At 57.6% G+C, this 18797-nt stretch carries 13 protein-coding genes and 3 pseudogenes; 5 read left to right on the top strand and 11 right to left on the bottom strand.

What is annotated here, in order from left to right; genetic code table 11:
* Positions 1–27: 27 nt before the first annotated feature.
* Both EJ576_RS09850 and EJ576_RS09845 read right to left on the bottom strand, forming a co-directional pair.
* Complete coding sequence (locus EJ576_RS09850) at positions 28–1434, bottom strand: FAD-binding oxidoreductase (RefSeq protein WP_126570246.1); 1407 nt, start codon at positions 1432–1434, stop codon at positions 28–30.
* Positions 1435–1483: 49 nt separating this feature from the next.
* Positions 1484–2293 carry an AraC family transcriptional regulator gene (locus EJ576_RS09845; RefSeq protein WP_126570245.1) on the bottom strand — a complete coding sequence of 270 codons (810 nt, stop codon included), beginning with the start codon at positions 2291–2293 and terminating at the stop codon, positions 1484–1486.
* A gap of 257 nt (positions 2294–2550) precedes the next feature.
* On the opposite strand from EJ576_RS09845, the gene EJ576_RS09840 reads away from it, so the two are divergent.
* Positions 2551–2823: a DUF1652 domain-containing protein gene (locus EJ576_RS09840; RefSeq protein WP_014718395.1), complete on the top strand. Its 273-nt coding sequence runs from the start codon at positions 2551–2553 to the stop codon at positions 2821–2823.
* Positions 2824–2957: 134 nt separating this feature from the next.
* Here EJ576_RS09840 and EJ576_RS09835 read toward each other — a convergent pair whose 3' ends face one another.
* The gene (locus EJ576_RS09835) at positions 2958–5405 is read right to left on the bottom strand and encodes a UvrD-helicase domain-containing protein (RefSeq protein WP_122726939.1); all 2448 of its coding nucleotides are present in this window, start codon (positions 5403–5405) and stop codon (positions 2958–2960) included.
* A 218-nt stretch (positions 5406–5623) separates the two neighbouring features.
* On the opposite strand from EJ576_RS09835, the gene EJ576_RS09830 reads away from it, so the two are divergent.
* On the top strand, positions 5624–6319 hold the full coding sequence (locus tag EJ576_RS09830; RefSeq protein WP_122726937.1) for a pirin family protein: 696 nt from the start codon (positions 5624–5626) through the stop codon (positions 6317–6319).
* Positions 6320–6395: 76 nt separating this feature from the next.
* Here the strand turns inward: EJ576_RS09830 and pgm are convergent, their stop codons facing one another.
* The 4 genes from pgm to EJ576_RS09810 all read right to left on the bottom strand — a co-directional run bounded on the left by pgm (position 6396) and on the right by EJ576_RS09810 (position 12683).
* Complete coding sequence (gene pgm, locus EJ576_RS09825) at positions 6396–8039, bottom strand: phosphoglucomutase (alpha-D-glucose-1,6-bisphosphate-dependent) (RefSeq protein WP_122726935.1); 1644 nt, start codon at positions 8037–8039, stop codon at positions 6396–6398.
* 106 nt (positions 8040–8145) lie between these two features.
* Positions 8146–9552 carry a PLP-dependent aminotransferase family protein gene (locus tag EJ576_RS09820; RefSeq protein WP_122726933.1) on the bottom strand — a complete coding sequence of 469 codons (1407 nt, stop codon included), beginning with the start codon at positions 9550–9552 and terminating at the stop codon, positions 8146–8148.
* Entirely contained in the window at positions 9549–10958 is a 1410-nt protein-coding gene (locus tag EJ576_RS09815; RefSeq protein WP_122726930.1) for a hypothetical protein, read from the bottom strand. Before EJ576_RS09815 ends, EJ576_RS09820 begins: the two co-directional genes overlap by 4 nt.
* 702 nt (positions 10959–11660) lie before the next feature.
* The gene (locus EJ576_RS09810) at positions 11661–12683 is read right to left on the bottom strand and encodes a zinc-dependent alcohol dehydrogenase family protein (protein WP_025854663.1); all 1023 of its coding nucleotides are present in this window, start codon (positions 12681–12683) and stop codon (positions 11661–11663) included.
* 247 nt (positions 12684–12930) lie between these two features.
* On the opposite strand from EJ576_RS09810, the gene EJ576_RS09805 reads away from it, so the two are divergent.
* A complete protein-coding gene (locus EJ576_RS09805; RefSeq protein ID WP_010210548.1) occupies positions 12931–13845 on the top strand; it encodes a LysR substrate-binding domain-containing protein in 915 nt (304 codons plus the stop codon).
* A 227-nt stretch (positions 13846–14072) separates the two neighbouring features.
* Here the strand turns inward: EJ576_RS09805 and EJ576_RS09800 are convergent.
* Positions 14073–14374: pseudogene (locus EJ576_RS09800) on the bottom strand (MFS transporter); the annotation flags it as partial.
* 123 nt (positions 14375–14497) lie between these two features.
* Positions 14498–14779 (bottom strand): annotated as a pseudogene (locus EJ576_RS09795) (HAD family hydrolase); the annotation flags it as partial.
* Here EJ576_RS09795 and EJ576_RS29975 point away from each other — a divergent pair.
* Positions 14774–14953 (top strand): annotated as a pseudogene (locus tag EJ576_RS29975) (ethanolamine ammonia-lyase subunit EutC); the annotation flags it as partial. The pseudogenes EJ576_RS09795 and EJ576_RS29975 overlap by 6 nt on opposite strands.
* 118 nt (positions 14954–15071) lie before the next feature.
* Here the strand turns inward: EJ576_RS29975 and EJ576_RS09785 are convergent.
* Both EJ576_RS09785 and EJ576_RS09780 read right to left on the bottom strand, forming a co-directional pair.
* Complete coding sequence (locus tag EJ576_RS09785) at positions 15072–16040, bottom strand: ABC transporter substrate-binding protein (RefSeq protein ID WP_126570365.1); 969 nt, start codon at positions 16038–16040, stop codon at positions 15072–15074.
* Positions 16041–16138: 98 nt separating this feature from the next.
* Positions 16139–16951, bottom strand: coding sequence for a phytanoyl-CoA dioxygenase family protein (locus EJ576_RS09780; protein WP_126570243.1), 813 nt, complete (start codon positions 16949–16951; stop codon positions 16139–16141).
* 102 nt (positions 16952–17053) lie between these two features.
* Between EJ576_RS09780 and EJ576_RS09775 the strand changes: the two genes are divergently transcribed.
* Positions 17054–17968: a LysR family transcriptional regulator gene (locus tag EJ576_RS09775; protein ID WP_126570242.1), complete on the top strand. Its 915-nt coding sequence runs from the start codon at positions 17054–17056 to the stop codon at positions 17966–17968.
* Positions 17969–18797: the final 829 nt, after the last annotated feature.

Below are 18797 nucleotides of genomic sequence, written 5' to 3'. Positions count from 1 at the left end.
GGGGTTTTCCCGTGTGAATGAAACGACTTAGTGCATGAAACCTTCCATGAACCCGGCCACGCCGGTCGCCAACTTGCGGCGCCAAGGGGCAGTGTTGGGGTTGGCCAACACCTGGTCTTCATGGACGAAACTGCGAATAATCGCGTTGTAGCCCAGCCAGCGGCAGGGTTCGGGCTCCCAGGGCTTGAGCGCGTCCAGGCCGCGTTCGCGGATCACCCAGGGTTGATGGGTCAACGACGTGTCGCGGCCAAGGATCAGGTCGGCCAGGGTGCGGCCGCCCAGGTTGGTGGCGCCAACGCCCTCCCCGCCATAACCACCGGACAGTGCGATGCCGGTCTTGTGGTCGCACAGCATGTGTGGTCGGAAACTGCGCGACATGCCCAGGTTGCCGCCCCATGAATGGGTAATCTTCACGTGCTTGAGCTGTGGGAAAAGCTCACCGAACAGGTAGCGACGCAGCTCCACTTCGCTGTCGGTCAGATCGAAGTTGTGGCGCAGTTTCCCGGCGAACTGGTAACCGCCACGGGCACCGAACACCAGCCGGTTGTCCGCTGAACGCTGGCCGTAGGTGACCTGCCGACTGCTTTCGCCGAAGGCTTGGCCGTGGCTCAGGCCGATTTCATCCCACGTACTGGCCGGCAATGGCTCGGTGGCGACGATCAGGCTTTGCACCGGCAGTTGATAACGGCCCAAAGGCGGCAAGGTGTTGGCGTAGCCCTCCACTGCCGGCACCACCCAGGCTGCACGGACACCGGCCTTCGCCGTGCGCAGGCCGCCGGATTGCCAATGGGTCACTGGGCTGTTTTCGTAGATTGCCACGCCCATGCTTTCCACCACCCGCGCCAGGCCACGCACCAGCTTGGCAGGGTTGATGGTCGCCACGTGGGGCGCGTAGATACCGCCATAAGGCTTGGCGATGCGAATCTGTTCGACCAGTTGCTGTGGGCTGAGCCAGCGATAGTCGGCTTCGGTCAGGCCCTGGGCGTGGAGTTTGTCCAGGTAGCGACGCAGGCTGCCCTCCTGCTCGGGGTAACGCGCGGCGCAGTACAGCGCGCCGCCCTTGCGGTAGTCGCAGTCGATGCCCTCCCGCGCAAGTACCTGGGCCACCTCATCCGGGATGGCGTGCAGCAGGTCAAACGAGGCGCGCCGTTGTTCGGGGTTCAGGCCAGCCAACAGGCGGTCCTCGCCCAGCAGGTTGCCCATCAGCCAGCCACCATTGCGGCCGGAGGCGCCGAAGCCAGCGGTTTGCGCTTCGATGATCGCGATGTTCAGTTCGGGCGCCTGGCGTTTCAGGTAATACGCGGTCCACAACCCGGTATAACCGGCGCCGATGATGGCCACGTTGACGTCCAGGTCCTGTTCCAGCGACGGCCGCGCATGCAGCGGGTCATCCAACTGGTCCATCCATAAGCTGATGTTGCGCCATGCCGGCATGCAGGGTTCCCCTACCTCGTTTCGATAGGGTGGATCCTAGAGCGCAGTGTTATGGGCTGTCTTGCGCGCGTGCACGCAGGGAAATTTGTTTGACGTAGGCCTTGGGTGACTGCCCTGTGTGCTGGCGAAACGCACTGTAGAACGCCGAGAGCGAGTTGAAACCGGCGGCAAATGCCAGGTCGTCGACCTTTATCGGCGGCAAGGCCTTGTCCAGCGCGGCCAGCAAGTGGTGAAGCCTGGCCTGGTTGACGTAGCGATAGAAGCTTTGCCCCAGCACCTGGTTCAGCAAATAGGAAATCTGATTGCGACTGTAGCCACACTCCTTGGCCACCCGCTGCAAGTCCAGCTCCGGGTCCAGATAAGGTTGCTTGCGTTCGAAATACTGCTGCAAGTCATTGGCCATATGCCCCAATTGCTGGGGTGACAAGCCCAAGCGGCTGACCGTAGGCCGCGCAGCCTGGACGGGTTGCTCATGCACCAGGGAGGCGTATTCATTGACCCGCCAGATCAGCCCGTCGCGCACCGTGATGGCTTCGCTGGTGCGAAATGACACCAAGCCATGGCCGCCACGCAAGGTGATGCGGTACTGGATGAAGGCCGTATCGCCATCAGCGCGGATGCGGTCGGTGTGCTCAATGGCCTCATCGGCCTCGCGCGGCATGCTGGCTCGCAGGTAATCACGCAACTGCGCGTGACCGACGACTCGGTTCTGGAAAAAGTCGTGGTACTGGATGTCCTGATGGTAGTAGGACATTACGCCCTCCAGATCCCGATGGCGCCAACACAGGTGGTGGCGCAGCACCAAATCGCGGGTGGCGTGGGATTGCTGGGGCTCATCGTCTGGAGCGATGTCGGGCATGGAGGGGCTCTGCGGCGGGTAGACCTTGGAGATTGCCGAATTTTGCCGGGGGCTTCAATGGCCAATGGGTACTTCTGACTAGTGGCCTATTGCCCAGCCCCCAGTGGCACATGACCTACATCAAACTTATGAAAGACAACCGCCGAACGGGGCTCAAAAAGTCACCTTGCCGTTGCGAACGGATGCTATTTTTAAGTTCTGCGACGCCATGATCAGTGAAGGTCTTGGCCCCTGCCGCGAGCTAAAGGAAGCGCTCAATGAACAAGGTGGGCAACATGAATAAAGTGACGTTCCCCAACGCCTGCCAGCTGATGCGCTGGCATTTTCACCCAATGGGTTTCGAGGGCAGCATGGATGCGCCTGGCAGTATGATCGCCCGATTGTTCGACCGCGCCAGCGGCGAGACCCTGATCGCCATCGCCGGCATTCCCTGCGCTACCGTGATGAATGCCGCCGATGTGGAGCGCATCATCGAGGCCGTGGAGGATGAGCTGGAGTCGTTTGTGCCGCCGGTGTCACTAAGGGCCTGACCCAAACCCATCAAGCAATGAGTTTCCAATGTGGGAGCGGGCTTGCCCGCGAAAGCGGAGTGTCAGTCACTGGATGCGTTGCTGATACACCGCATTCGCGGGCAAGCCCGCTCCCACATAGGTCCGGCGCGCCTTCAGCTGCGCTGATCATCAAAGAAGGCTTTCTTGCCATCCACCCGCTCCGACGCCTTGGGCACATTCAGGGCCTGACCTTCGGGCTTTTCCACGTACCAATAGCAATGGCTCACGGCGCGGGTAATGCCCACATAGGCCAGGCGCAACACTTCATCCTTTTGCGCATTGTCATAGGGCTCGCTGTCGCCAGCCTTGCCCAGGCCCGCCATCCGGTACACCTGGTTTTTATACGGCGAGCTAGTGACATGCTGACAATCCCCAAGCAGAAACACCGCGTCAGCCTGTAGCCCCTTGGCACTGTGATAGGTCAATTGTTTCAGCCTGCGCGCCTGGGGCGGCAAGCTAGAATCCACATTAACTACTGATTGAATATGCTCCTGAATCAATAGCTTATCGCTACCTTTTCGATAAAGCATCAAGATCGAATCGCCCTTCTGATAATGCTCCGACAACCGTCGCCCCAATGCCGCATCGTCCCGCTCCAGCACCGCGACGGGTACCAACGCCTTGGGCGCGCCACTGGCTTTGGCTTTCTTGCCAGCAATCGCCGGCGCCGCGCGCACGATATGCTCGGCCGCATCGATGATGTGCTGGTGACTGCGGTAGTTCTCGCCCAGCATCACACGGGTGGTGGATGGCGATGGGAACTCCCTGTCGAATTCCATGAAGTACTTGGGTGAACTGCCGCGCCAGCCATAGATCGACTGCCAGTCATCTCCCACACACAACAACGATGAGCGCTGGGCGCCGCGCCCCACATGCATGGCCGGACCACGGCTGCGGATCTCGCGCAGGCTGGCACGGATCCACGAGACGATCTGCGGCGAAACGTCCTGAAACTCGTCGATCATCAGGTGCGACAAGGGGCGCAGCAGCGGATCGCTGAGCAGCTTGAGGTTTTCCGGGGTGTTCTCTCCGAACAACGAGAACATCCGGTTATAGGTCATGATCGGGGGGGATTGGTCCAGCAAGTGATCTTCCAGGGCTTTCCAGAAGATGCTCAGGGCTTCGAAGAAGAAGCGGTCCGGATCATCCTTGGCAAAGCTCATCTGCCCGACGGCGGTGGGTACGTCCAGACCAAGGTTCTCGATGAATCCGGCGGCCATCACAAAACTGTCCAGCAGCGGCGCTGATGCCAACTCGCCTTTGACCTTGTAATCAAAGCCGGGGCCGGCCGTAGCATCACCGGCCAAACTGCTTAGCAAGCGCTTAGATGACTCGTAACTATCTATCCATATCAATGGCTTACGACAGAAAGCTTGAAACAAGGTGCGCTTTACCGCCCATTCTGCGCGTACCGACAGCTTTGAGTGAGGTCGGCTGGTCTGCGCGTTTTCCCGCGAGTCGAAGCCCAGTACCACCCAGGCATCCAGCTCAGGAATGTAGCCATGACAATGAAATTGCGCGCCGTTGATTTCAACGGTCTGGCGGTTAGGTTCGATCCCCTTGATCGGCCAGGCGCCTGCACGAAACCACAGGTCCTCGATCACATCGCAGAGCTCTTCATCGCGTTTGGCCGCCAGTTCGGTCACGGCCACCCGTTTTTGTACATCGGGATGGTCACGCTCCAGCTCTTTGAGCTGCAGCCCGTGCCGTGCCAGCGGCGCAATCAGTTCACGGAATCGCGGGTGCTGCCCCTGTAGCCGGTGAAAGCAGGCATTCATCTGCTGGCGCTGGGCTTCGTTGATACGCAGGTCGAAAGGATTGCTGTCGGCGTCTTCAACACCGGCATTCAGGTTTTCGAAGGCTTGCAAGCGCTCGAAGCCCGGCAGGCTGCGCACCATGGGCAGGATGCGCGAGTGAAAGGTACGCACCACGGCTTGCGCTTCTTTCATACCAAGGGGTTGGCCCCAGAGGTTGAGAATTTCCATGAGCTTGTTGATGAAATCCTTGCGCGATTCACGGGTGAAGGTCACCACCGTCATCGAGCTCAGCTCAAAGCCCAGGTAATGGGTGAGCAGCAAAATGCGCAGTACCAGCGACGTGGATTTGCCGGCCCCGGCCCCCGCGATCACTGAGGTCGAGGGTGTCTCGCTGAAAATCATCTTCCATTGCGCCGCGCTCGGCTGGGCATGAGCCGGCAGCAATCGCGCGACATCGACCTTGATGCGTTTCTTCAGCTCGGTGGTGAGCGGCAGGCGCCAGTCATCGAACAGGCTGTCATCCACGCCCGGCGCACGGTGCTCATCCGGACGGAAGTCGCGAATCAACAGCACCTGGCGACCTTCTTCGATGCCGTCGGCTTTGCCTTCGCGATAGCCGTACTCCACACCCGCCTCATGCCCACTGCGAAAACCGTCGGCCTGTCCGTGCAACCACGAAAACCGATGCTGGGCGCGCAAACGGGTCAAGCCATGGCCAAACAGGCGCGCAGCCAAGCGTTTGAATAACGGCATTTCAGCCAAAGGGCGCAGTTCGGGAGGAAGATCAGGCTTTTGTTGCGACACGCGGACTCCTGCGATGAGTTGGGTTCAAACAAGTGCGCCATGGTCGCCGGAATCGACGCTCAGTTCCAGCCAATTGCTTTGCTGTCATGCAGTTAGACGATGAACTGAAAGTCAAAACGCCACCAATCAATCTAATCGACTGATAGGAATCAGGCAGTTTTTACGCTTTTTATCGATCATGAGCTGCAGGATCATAGGGCCATTCACAGGAGACGATCATGCTTGAACTTCGACCTTTCAGTTCCCTGGGCGGCGCCCACCACGGCTGGCTTGACGCTCATCACCACTTTTCGTTTGCCGAGTACCACGACCCCAAGCGCATGCACTGGGGCAACCTGCGCGTATGGAATGACGACATCATTGCGCCGGGCACTGGTTTCCCGCAGCACCCGCATCGCGATATGGAGATCATCACTTATGTGCGTGAAGGCGCGATCAGCCATGCCGACAACCTTGGCAACAAGGGCCGCACCGAGGCGGGTGATGTGCAAGTGATGAGCGCAGGCACCGGGATCGCCCACAGCGAGTACAACCTGGAAGACATGCCGACTAAGATTTTCCAGATCTGGATCATTCCGAACGAGGCTGGTTTACCGCCTTCCTGGGGCGCCAAGCCGTTCCCCAAGGGTGATCGCGAAGGTTTTGTGACGCTGGCGAGTGGCAAGGCTGGGGACACCGAGAGCCTGCGCATTCGTGCAGATGCACGGCTGGTAGCGGCGAACCTGAAGGCTGGGGAAAGTGCCGAGTACCGGCTGGACAGCGGGCGTCGGGCTTATCTTGTGCCGGCGACTGGCGTCATTGAAGTCAACGGCTTGCGTGCACAAGCTCGAGATGGTGTAGCGATTGAAGATGAGCAGGTGTTGCGGGTGACGGCGGTTGAAGACAGCGAGATTGTCTTGGTTGACCTCGCTTGACTTTGCAGGAGCCCGGCTTGCCGGCGATAGCGATCTTAAGAACGCCATCGCCGGCAAGCCGGCCGCCTACGCTGGGTTACTGGCTGATAGCACCGTCTACCAGCACCTGCGCCTCTTCCACCAATTGCTTGAGGTGATCCTCACCGATAAAGCTCTCGGCGTAGATCTTATAGATATCCTCGGTGCCCGATGGTCGTGCGGCGAACCAACCGTTTTCGGTCATCACCTTCAACCCGCCGATCGCCTGGTTGTTGCCCGGCGCGTGACTGAGAATCTGCTGGATGCTTTCCCCGGCCAATTCGGTAGAGGTCACCTGGTCCGGCGACAACTTGCCCAGCAAGGCTTTCTGCGCCGGAGTGGCCTTGGCATCCACACGAATCGCGAACGGCTCGCCCAGGGCATCCGTCAGGCCGCGGTAGATCTGGCTTGGGTCCTGGCCTGTGCGTGAAGTCATTTCTGCAGCCAGCAGCGCCGGGATCAGGCCATCCTTGTCAGTACTCCATACAGTGCCGTCCTTGCGCAGGAACGAAGCGCCGGCGCTTTCTTCGCCACCAAAGCCCAACGAGCCTTCGAACAAGCCATCAGCAAACCACTTGAAGCCTACGGGCACTTCATACAGACGACGACCCATACGTGCAGCGACGCGATCGATCAAGCCGCTGCTGACCACGGTCTTGCCCACGGCGGCGTCTGCGCGCCAGTCAGGACGGTTCTGGAACAGGTAGTCGATGGACACCGCCAGGTAGTTGTTGGGCGCAAGCAAGCCACCGGACGGGGTGACGATGCCGTGGCGGTCGTGATCCGGGTCACAGGCGAAGGCTACGTCGAAACGTTCCTTAAGACCGATCAGGCCTTGCATGGCGTAGCTGGAAGAAGGGTCCATGCGGATCTGGCCATCCCAGTCGACGCTCATGAAACGGAAGGTGGAGTCGACTTCAGTATTCACCACGTCCAGGTTCAGGCGGTAATGCTCGGCAATCGCCGACCAGTAGCGGACCCCTGCTCCGCCCAGCGGATCCACGCCCAGGCGCAGGTCGGCGCTGCGGATGGCGTCCATGTCGATCACATTGATCAGGTCAGCCACATAGCTGTTGAGGTAGTCATGGCGGTGGGTGGTGTCGGCCTTGAGCGCCTGGGCGTGGGTGATGCGTTTGACCCCAGCCAGTTTGTTGGCCAGCAGTTCGTTGGCCTTGGCTTCGATCCACTTGGTGACGTGAGTATCAGCCGGTCCGCCATTGGGAGGGTTGTATTTATAGCCGCCACTCTGCGGCGGGTTGTGCGACGGGGTGATAACAATGCCGTCGGCCAGGCCGGTGGTGCGCCCACGGTTGTAGCAGATGATGGCGTGGGAAATAGCAGGCGTTGGCGTGTATTCGTCGCCTTCGGCCAACATCACATGCACGCCATTGGCCGCCAGGACTTCCAAGGCACTGGCACCGGCAGGTGTCGACAGCGCGTGGGTGTCCAGACCGACGAACAACGGGCCGTTGATGCCCTGCGCTTCGCGATACAGGCAGATGGCCTGGCTGATGGCGAGCACGTGCCATTCGTTGAAGCTCAATTCAAACGAGCTGCCACGGTGCCCAGAAGTACCGAACGCTACGCGCTGAGTGGAGATTGCTGCATCAGGCTGGCCCGTGTAGTAGGCCGTGACCAGTCGCGGGATATCCACCAGCAGTTGAGCTGGCGCCGGCTTGCCCGCAAAAGGACTGATTGTCATGCATAAACCTCGGAAAGAAGGATTCAGGATAAAACGGCAGTTTACTGGGAGTTGGACTGCTGCGCGATGTAATCGATCCTACAATAGCCAGAGAAACTTCACGCATTTATCCCAACTGGGCCTGACGCAACGCTTCGCTTAGCGCCATCAGGACAATATCCAGGTCCGGTTGCGACTGAAAAGTATGGCTCAGGCGCAAATGCTGCTGATGCAGGCCGTTGACGCTGAACAGTTCGCCGGGGGCAATCACCACTTGCTGGGAAAGTAACCGCTGGAACACCTGGCGCATATCCACTGTCCTCGTGGAGGCCAGCCAGAACGCTGCGCCGGCAGCAGGCGCACGGTAGGTCAATTGGTCTCCCAGATGCCGATCCAGACGCTCGCACATTTCGTCCGCCTGCTGGCGCAATAGAAGGCGTAGTCCACGCAGGTGCTGGTCGATTCGCCCACTGTGATAAAGGCGCGCAATGGCGCGCTGGCGGATCGGCGACAAACGAAAGCAGCGCAACAGGAAATGACGCTGCAATTCGCTGTTCATACGCCGAGACAGTAGATAGCCATAGGGCGCCTCCGAACCCAACACTTTCTCGAACGAGGAAAACACTATCAGCCGTTCAGGGTTCACCAGCTCGCGCAATGCGGTCTGTGGCTCGTCGAAACCCAACTCGCCAAAGGTGTCGTTTTCCAGCAGCCAGCAGCCGTGCTGCTCCAGCATTTGCGCAATGGCCAGGCGATCTTGGGGCGGCATTGAAACGCCAGCCGGCACGCTGACCCTTGATGACAGCACCACTAGATGCACCGACTTGGCACATAACAACTGATCAAGATTTACCAGATCCAGTCGTCCTTCCGGCGTCCAGGGCAGCTCGACAATATGCACGCCAGCATCCTGAAGCAGGCGCAGGACCAGCCAGTCGCAAGGCGATTCCACAATCACCGACGTCCCCCTCAAGCCCAAGACTTCAATGAGGATGTCCAGTACACCGCGCAAGTCGGCACCGATGTAAACATCGTCGGCCTGCCAGCAGCGGGTCGGCGACGACGTGTAGCGCGCCGCCAACGCTGCGCGCAGCTCCCAGACACCGCAAGGCTGAGACCAGGGTTGCGGATGTTGCGGATACTGGCGGACCAGCTCACGCTCCAGACGCAACAGGGTGCCATCCAGCGAAGCCAGCAGCGCGGGCTCATCTCCGCTGAGCACCACCATGCCGGGGCGCCGCGCCGCTGCGTAGAGTCGGTCAAGCAGGTCACCGCTGGCGCCTGCCAGCGGATTTGTGGAGAGTGGCCAGGCGTAATAACCGGATTTGGCTACCGAATAGACCCTGCCCTCTTTTTCAAGCAACGCGTAGGCATACTGAACCGTCGAGATCGACACGTTCAAGCGTCCTGCCAATTGCCGCAGGGAGGGCAGTTTTACCCGTGCGTCGGTACTGACTTCGTTGATCAGGTTGATCATGTAGCGATAGACCGCCTGATACGCGAAATCCGCCTGTCGTTCTCCGCGCAGCGTCATCGCCCGGACGATTGACAGGCTTGCGCGCTGCCATGGGCCATGGCGCCAGCACTGCGCAGTTTGCCACTCGAGTAGCCTGACGGACGTTTGCGATAGAGTTGCTGCAACAAAGGCATGGGTAAACCGCTGGTATCGGTAAGCCATTGTTGCAGCATGTCGGCAGACGGCTTGCCCTGCAGGACTTTGTGCATTTCCGGCAAGGCCACCAGCATGCCTGGGTGACATTGTCGCAAAAAGCCTTCCAGCCGTTCACCATGATGGATAAACGGGGAAAACAGCAGGCAAACCAACTGAGTCTCGTCCAAGCCAAAGTACTGCTGGGCGTAGGTGCTCGACAGGATGCGCCCTTCACTGGCGTTCATCTGCGTGAGCAATGCCTCGGGCATGTATTGTGCAGCTTGCTGGATAAAACCCTGCACCCCTTCCTCATATTCCAGGTCACGCAGGCATTGGGCCTGCAGCCCACGCAGGTGTGCCATCAACTGCGGGTTCGAATAGGTGGGATGGCTGAAGTGAAAACCCTGCGGGTCAGGCGTGAAGGCCATGAACACGTTGAGCATGGACGAGGATGGCAGGTCTACATCGTCCAGTAAATCGGCGATACCGATGTACGCCAAGTGACGATGGCTTGCCTTGCTGGGGTTTTCACTCGGCACATAATGGTCTGCGTATAGATCACGGTAATAATCGGTACTCATTTCGTCCATGCGTGCGAACAGCCCGGTGAGCGACGACGGCCAAATCTCCGGTATCGCAATACCCGCACCGAGCACTGTGTTCTTGAGCCAGGCGAGAAGCTGGGCCTGCTTGCGTGGCGAGTCACCGCTGACCAACGCATGCACTCCGCCATTCCAGGAGGTGACACGCTGGTAGAAATCCCCAAGCGCCAGGTAGGTATCACTGCACAACGTGGCGCGGCAGTCGCCAGAACTCAGGTGGCCGACCATCAACATATTGCGCTGGCTGATTTCTCGTCCCAAGTTAGATGCGGGCCGCAGTTGATTGAAGGGCAAAACTTCCTGGTTTTCCACCATCAGCAGCTCAACCCTTGGATCATCGTGGAGAAACAGCCGACCGTAGCCCTGATTAATATCCTCAAGCATGCCCTCGGTCATTCCTGAATGCCGCAATGTCGCAACCCGCAACTGAAAAGTTCGCGGGGCTCGGCCAGCGATGGTCAATTGAGCGGCTCGCAGCAAGGCCAATGTGTAGCTACTCACTTTGCCGCCGCCGTGGGCCACCAGCACTTTGTAACCCCCTACTTGCTGCATGCCGCCTGCCGCCACCACGATTCGCTGGACCAACAACTGGAGTGCCGTACGTTCTTGACGAGTAAAGTGCCCGATCAAGCGTTGTAGCACTTGCTGATAAACATAAGTCATAGCCTGTTCGTGAATAATGCTCATCGTTCTATTACCTGAGTTTGGATATTAGTTTCAAGCAACTGCTTGCAGTATTTGCTCGACCTATAACGCGTGTAAAAAATTCGCGCGCAGCTCTGCGCGCTAATGACCAAACACTAGCACCACACAACAATATGACATCAGTCCCGTCGTATTAGCGTTACGCCCTGCAAGCGCCAAAAGCGCCGTGCGTACTGGCCTATGACAAGCAGGATTGTGATCCTAGGATATTTCCGACAAATTCTTACACCCATCTTGGCAACCACTCAGGGAAGCGTCTTACAAATAACCGCAGCCAACTTTCCAACTTGTTTTGTTGAGGCTTTACATAAGCACCTGTATCCGCCTGGCGTCCTGCGCTTTCCGCGAGATCAGTTTCAACTCGCAACAGCATCATTGGATATTCAATCATTGCTCAATCCTTGAGATGAAAGTGAAGGCGCAATTATCAGTGCTGGAATAATGATTAATAGATACAGAACGCTGCCGAAAACCAGTGCAGATGAATAACAACAGACCTGTAAAACACGCGCATACAAAGACGCCGCACTGGAATTCAGGGCGGCGTCAGTGAAAAGATCAGGTTTTAGGGGTTAACGTGCCAGTCTGGCTGCTGACGGGACCACCGTTTCACTCCCGTCAAATGGCGCTTTTGCCACCTATGACAGGTGTAAGAAACACCCTTTTTGAGAATATTCCTACACCCTAAACAGCTTCAACCTGCAACGCAACGCGTTCGCGGCAAGGGCATTCATCCATGTAACGGTGTGCTTCCACGAACTGATTGAACGGAAACACCGTGGTTTTCAGCGGTACCAGCACACGGTCGGCGGTCAGTTGGTTGATATCCCGGAGCGCTCGCTGCAAGGCGACCTGGTCCTGGATAATGCCCAGCTCAGGCTTGCCGGTGAAATTGCCGATACAGTGCACAAAGAACTGAATGTTCTTCTGGAACGCTGCACAGGCCGGAAATGGCGTCTGGTTGCCGCCCTGCAAGCCGTACAGCACCAGGCTGCCACGCGGTGCGAGGACATCACCGAGCAGCGACATCTGCGGGCCGCCCAAACCGTCGAACACCACGTCAACTCCACGGTTGTCGGTGAACTTGTTGATTTGCATCAGCAGGTCCTGCTCTTCGGTGACGATAACCTTTTCCGCACCCAGGGATAGCAGGTATTCACGCTCATCGCTGTCTTTGGTGGCGGCAATCACTCGTACACCCAGGGCTTTGCCCAGTTGTACAAAGGAAGGGCCGGCGCAGTGGCTGGCATCAGTCACCAGCGCAAATTGCCCAGGCTTGACCCGTGCCAGATCCACGTAGGCAAAGTAGGCAATCAGCAACGGCGTGTAGTGCACGCTGGCCTCGATAGGGCTCAAGACATCCGGATAACGGGTCAGGGCCGAACGAGGCAGGACGATCTGTTCGCCATACACCGGGTAATCATTGGGGCTCTCGGCCGGAAAACTGGCCACCTTGTCGCCCACTGCCAAATCATCCACGCCATCGCCGACAGCGACCACGACTCCGGCCATCTCATGGCCGAGGCCGGACGGCAAACGTGCATGGGAAGACGCCAGGTTCTGGCGCCACAGAATGTCATACCAGCTGATGCCAATCGCTTCGACACGCACCTGCACTTCGCCCGGTGCGGGCTGCGCGGCTGCATGCTCTTCGCATTTGAGCACCTCGGCCGGACCAAACTTGTGAAAACGGATCGTGCGGGACATCGCAAACCTCGTCAAAGTAACCTCTAATGCCATGAACTCTATCTGGGCTTTCCGGGTAAGACCACCGGTCGCCATTAATAGTCGACATGCCTGTCATTGATTCCGCATGTGAGGAATAGACCTCAGCTATCGTAGGAAAACTCAATTATCCTGTGCAGAGTACCAGCCTTTCCCCGTAAGATTCATGCTGGCCATTGTTTACATATGGTCGCTCTCGTCAAGTTTGCTGACTCTTCCAGGACACAAGATGAACCGTAACGACCTGCGTCGTGTCGACCTTAACCTCTTGATCGTATTCGAAACCTTGATGCATGAGCGCAGCGTGACCCGCGCGGCCGAGAAATTGTTCCTCGGGCAGCCGGCCATCAGCGCGGCGTTGTCACGCCTGCGCGGGCTGTTTGATGACCCCCTGTTCGTGCGCACCGGCCGCAGCATGGAGCCATCGGCCCGGGCGGTAGAAATCTTTGCCCTGCTCTCTCCGGCTCTGGACTCCATTTCCACCGCCGTCAGTCGCGCCGCCGAGTTCGACCCGGCCACCAGCACCGCCGTGTTCCGCATCGGCCTGTCCGACGACGTCGAATTCGCCCTGCTGCCCCAACTGCTCAAACGCCTGCGCGCCGAAGCCCCCGGCATTGTGCTGGTGGTGCGCCGCGTCAACTACATCCTGATGCCGGGCCTGCTGGCCTCCGGCGAGATCTCCATCGGCGTCAGCTACACCGCCGACCTCCCGGCCAACGCCAAGCGCAAAGTACTGCGCCGCAGCCTGCCGAAACTGCTGCGCGCCGACAGCGTGCCGGGCTCCCTCAGCCTCGACGACTTCTGCGCCCGCCCCCATGCGCTGGTGTCGTTTGCCGGTGACTTGAGCGGGTTTATTGACGAAGAACTGGAAAAACTCGACCGCAAACGCCACGTCGTATTGGCCGTGCCGCAGTTCAACGGATTGGGTACCTTGCTGGCAGGCACGGATATTCTGGCGACCGTGCCGGACTATGCGGCCGAGGCGCTGACCTCAGCCGGTGGCTTGCGAGCAGAAGATCCGCCGTTGCCAGTGCGTAGCTTTGAGCTGCATATGGCGTGGCGTGGGTCGCAGGATAATGACCCGGGGGAGCGGTGGTTAAGGTCGCGGATTCAGATGTTTTTTGGCGATCCTGAGAGTCTATAGGGGCCGTCAGGCGGGGTGTTTATCCGATCATTTCTGCCTTTTCATAGACCATGGAGCTCCATTCACCTCCAGTGGATTGCTACATTGGGGGCACATCTGAGGGCATGCTTTGGATGGTTTGAAAAGGATGCCCCCAGTCTAAGGTTAAGCTCCGTTCCCTCTTGGTCAGGTGGATCAAGGGTTCGACAACCATCGACCTCAGCTTTCATATTGTTGAATACTCAGTTTAAACAAAAACAAATCGTGCCGACGAAGGTCGCGGCGACGTAGCTGAAAGTCCAGATAACGCTGAATGAACCGAGCAATCCGCCCCGGTGTTTTTCTACCGAAAAATTCGCGAGCATCGCTTGACCGACGCTGAAGTCGCCGCCCAAGCCGGCACCGATCAGCACCCGGCAGAGGAATAGCTGCATCGCAGCTTCAGCGTAGAACTGCATCACCGAAGCAACGGTGATCAGACCAAACCTGACCAGGAAGATTTCTGCCGCCCGAGCTTGTCGGAGATCCAGCCGAAGAACAGGCTGCCAACAGGCGAGTTTGCCGGTGAAAGCTTCGTAGACGCCGTCCTGGATAAAGAGCCGGTTACGAAGGCGCAGGTCAGCCCGGTGTTGTTGCTGAATCGCCTACCAATTACCTCTGTTTGACCAGGCGCTCAGGCCCAGTTCAATATCGGCCATCCAGCCTTTTCAGCGTGGGCCCGCAATACCGAATCAGGGTTGACCGTGCGCGGCTGGCTGACCTTGCTCAACAGCGGCAAATCGTTGCGCGAGTCGGAGTAGAAACTGGCGCCATCCAGGGTTTCGTCTTGCGCGTCCATCCACTGCATCAAGCGGATGACTTTGCCTTCCCGGTAGGTTAGAACGCCTTCAGTGCGACCACTGAAACATCCGTCATTGACTTCCAGATCGATCGCCAGCACTTCTTCGATACCCATGTACGTTTAGAAGGGATGGCGTATGGGAATGCTGCTTTTCGCCTCATGTACCTTATGACTGAGGCGTGTCGACGTCAGCTTTCAGGCGTGGATCTGAAGGATGAGACGGAGATACCTTCAGTAGGTGCGAGCGGTAATGGCAATTTTCTTTTGGGGTGTGCCAATAACGCCTAAGCTTGGTGTCATCGCCCCCCTTCCCAGCTTTGCAGGCAGGCTAGCTTAATGTCGTCGGTAAATGCCGGGAAGAAAAGCAGATGCGACCTCAGGCGTCGCATCTGTAATTTCGATCAGCCTACAGTGTCGCTGCGATTTTCTTTGCAGCTGCTTCGCTTACCCAGCCATGCCAGATTTCCGGATGCTCCTTGAAGAAAATCTTGGCCAGCTTCGGAGAGTCGATATGCTCCTTGGTCATTCGCGCCAGGTTCTGGTTGAGCAAGTCGATGGGCAGATTAACCTTCTCTAAAACCGCTACCAGCTCTGGTGCCTGTTCATGAAAGGCTTTCGACAACCCAACCTGAATACTGATTTTCTTGTCGACACCAGGCTTCTCTTCCAGCTTCACCAGATCGACTTGTCCCATTAAAGGCGTCGGCGTCCAGTAGTAGAAAAGGATTGGTTCCGCACGCTTGTAGCTCGACAGCACGGCCGCATCCAAAGCCGGACCGGTACCTGGTCGAAAGTTGGTGTAACTCCCTTCGAGCCCATAGCTTTTCAGCATATCGGTGTTTTCAAGCTCACAGGTCCAGCCGGCCGGGCAATTATAAAAGCGTCCCTTGCTCGGTTCCTCCTGATCCTTGAACAGCTCGGTATAGCGGGTCAGGTCGGCAATTTTTTTGAGGTCAGGCGCCTTGGCTTTGATATTGCGTTTAGCATCCCCCTCAACTAGATATCGGGGGACATACCAGCCTTCAGTCGCACCAATGATCGGCGCGCCAACGCCAACAACTTTTCCGCTTTGGGCCGCCTTGTTCCAGACCTCACTTCGCCCCACCCACTCTTCGGCCAGAACCTGGATGTCGTTGCTGCTCAACGCACTTTCCATGGTGATGGAGTTCCCCGGAATGGTGTCGACCTGGCAGCCGTACCCTTCCTTGAGAATCGTCTGTAATACATCGGTCAGGAGCATGCCACTCTCCCAATTGAGTCCGGCAAATTTCACAGGCTTGCCTGAATCACACCAACCAGCAGCGTAGGTCGAGGCGCTACCCATTACCAACCCCATAGACAGCAGACAAGCCTTCACGCTGTTTTTCATCGTCATCATCGGCGCTCCTATGCACTGAAATAATCAAACCAGGTGTGGGCAGATGTCAGCAAAACAGGCTCAATCAGCAGTGCAGCGGCTGCGAGCGAAAAAGGTCAGGAAGATTTATATATTGTTGGAAACCAGTCTTCGCGTAGCCGTTGGCCGGTCTGCATTTCATGTCCTGGATACGGCGGAGATGTACGCCCCGGCCGCTCCAGGTAACGAATATCATCACCTACCCAACGCAACGAGAGCACGCGCCGCCGCTGCGCTGCCCCATTACCCCTGGCGCCGTGCACGGTACGAAAATCGAAAAGCACGGCGTCCCCCGGCTGCATTTCCCACTCCAGCACTGGCATTCCTTCTTCAGCATCAGGATCAGGGGCGTCCCGGTAACCCTCGGCACCTTTGTAAAAATCACTCTGATCAGCCCAATGCACCGGCCTGATACCTTTCTCCCAACGATGAGAACCAGGCAGCAGTCTCAACGTCGATTCACGTACCGGATCGACAGGAATCCAGAAGCTTACAGACTGGCTACCGTCAAGAAAGTAATACGGAATATCCTGATGCCAGGGTGTCGCTTTCTGCGCGCCAGGCTCCTTTACCAAGACATGGTCGTGAAAGAACTGTGCGCTAGAGGATCGCATCACCTGGGCGGCAATCGAAGCAGCGGGCGACTCCTCAACCATCGCACGAAAGCCCTCGATGCGCTGCCAGTTGCAGTAGTCGTCGAAAAAACCACCTGATGCGTCGCCCTGTTCAACGTAACGGCTTGCGTAAACACCCGGCTCGGCGAGATTCTGCTCGATCCCCGCCGCGATCCGGTCTATCCAGCCACTGAAAATGCCCCTTAAGCACACCGCGCCATCGCGCTGAAAAGCTTCGATGTCCTGTTGATCAACGGTGTATTCACTGTGCGTCATGACCTGAGACTCCCTGGAAAATAGGTGGGCACAGGACAAATATTCCATGAGTATCAGTTAAGATAAAATAATATGTATTGATTTATCACCCAAGAAAAACTTATGAACTTTACACTCCGACAATTGCGCTATGCACTCGCTGCGGCCAAACACAGCAATCTCACACTCGCTGCCGAGGAACAGCATGTTTCTCAGCCATCGATATCCACGGCGATCACCGAGCTTGAAGGCCTTTTTGGACAGCCTTTGTTCGTTCGTCAGCGCGGGTTGGGCGTATCGCTGACGCCCTTTGGTCGTACTGTGATGACTCAGGCGAAGCGCGTACTGGCAGAGGCGCAAGGCTTTGCAGACATCGGAAGTGAAGGCAGCGATCTCGCTGGAGAATTGGTTATCGGTTGCTACGCAGACCTGGCACCTTACTGCCTTCCGCAGATCCTCAAGCGTCTCCAAATCGAGTGTCCTCGCGTCTTGGTCGACATGCGCGAAGGTGGTTTTGAATACCTTGGAAAGCGGCTCGGCGAAGGGACATTGGAGCTGGCGCTGACTTACGATCTGGGCCTGCCCACCCATACTGAACGCTTGGAACTCTGCCAGTTGACTGCCCACGCGCTGCTGGCCGCCGATCACCCATTAGCCACTGGGTCCCACGTCAGTATGGAGGCACTCAGCGCATGCAATCTGGTGGTGACAGATCAGACTCACAGCTGGCAGCACGTGCTGGATCTGTTCAATATCTTCGGCCTTGTCCCCGAGAACGTCACCCGGGCTCATAGCTTCGAATTTCAGCGCAGTCTGGTAGCCAACGGGTTTGGTGTAGCGCTGACCTATACCAGGCCCTTCGGTGACCGAAGCTACGATGGCTTGCCTCTGGTCTGTCGCCCCATCAAACAGGTACTTCCTCCCCAGCGAATCGTCCTTGCTTATGACCAGCGTTATCCTCTAACACCTGCGGCCGAAGCATTCAAAGCAAAGGCTCTGGAGTGGTTCTCGGAGCGGCAGACATTTTCATCAATCTAGCGCGGTCCGGCCCAAGCGCCTAGTCACGTTCAGGCATGATCTGCGGTCAAAAAATGGGGGCAAAACCGGGGGCACAATTCTATTTTTTCAGGCTGTAACTACTGCCCTAGAGCCCAGTCAAAATGTTTTTTGGCGACCCTGAGAGTCTTTAGGCGTCGTCTGGCAGGCTGTTTATCTGATCATTTTTGCCTTTCGACAAACCATGGAGCTCCATTCACTTCCAGTGGATGGCTACATTAGGGGCACATCTGAGGGCATGCTTTGGATGGTTTGAAAAGGATGCCCCCAGCCTGAGGCTCAACAATCTTCTTCTCGAAAAAACACCTGCGACAGTTCCCTATCGCCGTTGAATGCTATCGGATCACCTCAGCTCAAATACGCAGAGTGCTCATTGCCGTTGGAGCAGTCTGAGTGCTTGCTGGGTTGATGTCGCAATGGCTGACCGTCAACGCCAACAACCTGACCGACAAGCGTTTTCGCGACAAGATAGATGTCACAGCCCCGTATGTTCAGGATAGTCTGCGGCCCGATCAGGTCCAGTAAAGCCATGCGGGGATGAACCCGCATTGCAATCTTGCGTCCGGCCCCCGGAGCTTTTGTGTGTGGCATTGGCATACCTGGGTCCAGCTCCTTGGCGCCGGCCTTTTCCCCGAGCAGTAACCCGCCCGCCAGCGCCATGGAGAGGGATGGAAAGTTGCGTCTTCCCGGATAGCCAGCTTTGATCGACGTTAAGACGTACTGACTATAGGGTCAGGCGATCATCACTCTCCTATGACGGGTCACAATACGCGGCATTCCAAGCGCAAAAATAAACGCCTGATATCGACAT

Origin of the sequence: Pseudomonas sp. C 49-2, from assembly GCF_003970195.1 — a bacterium.
Lineage (GTDB): Bacteria > Pseudomonadota > Gammaproteobacteria > Pseudomonadales > Pseudomonadaceae > Aquipseudomonas > Aquipseudomonas canadensis.
The sequence above is the reverse complement of the archived record's forward strand: the minus strand, read 5'-3'. Positions and strand labels throughout refer to the sequence as shown.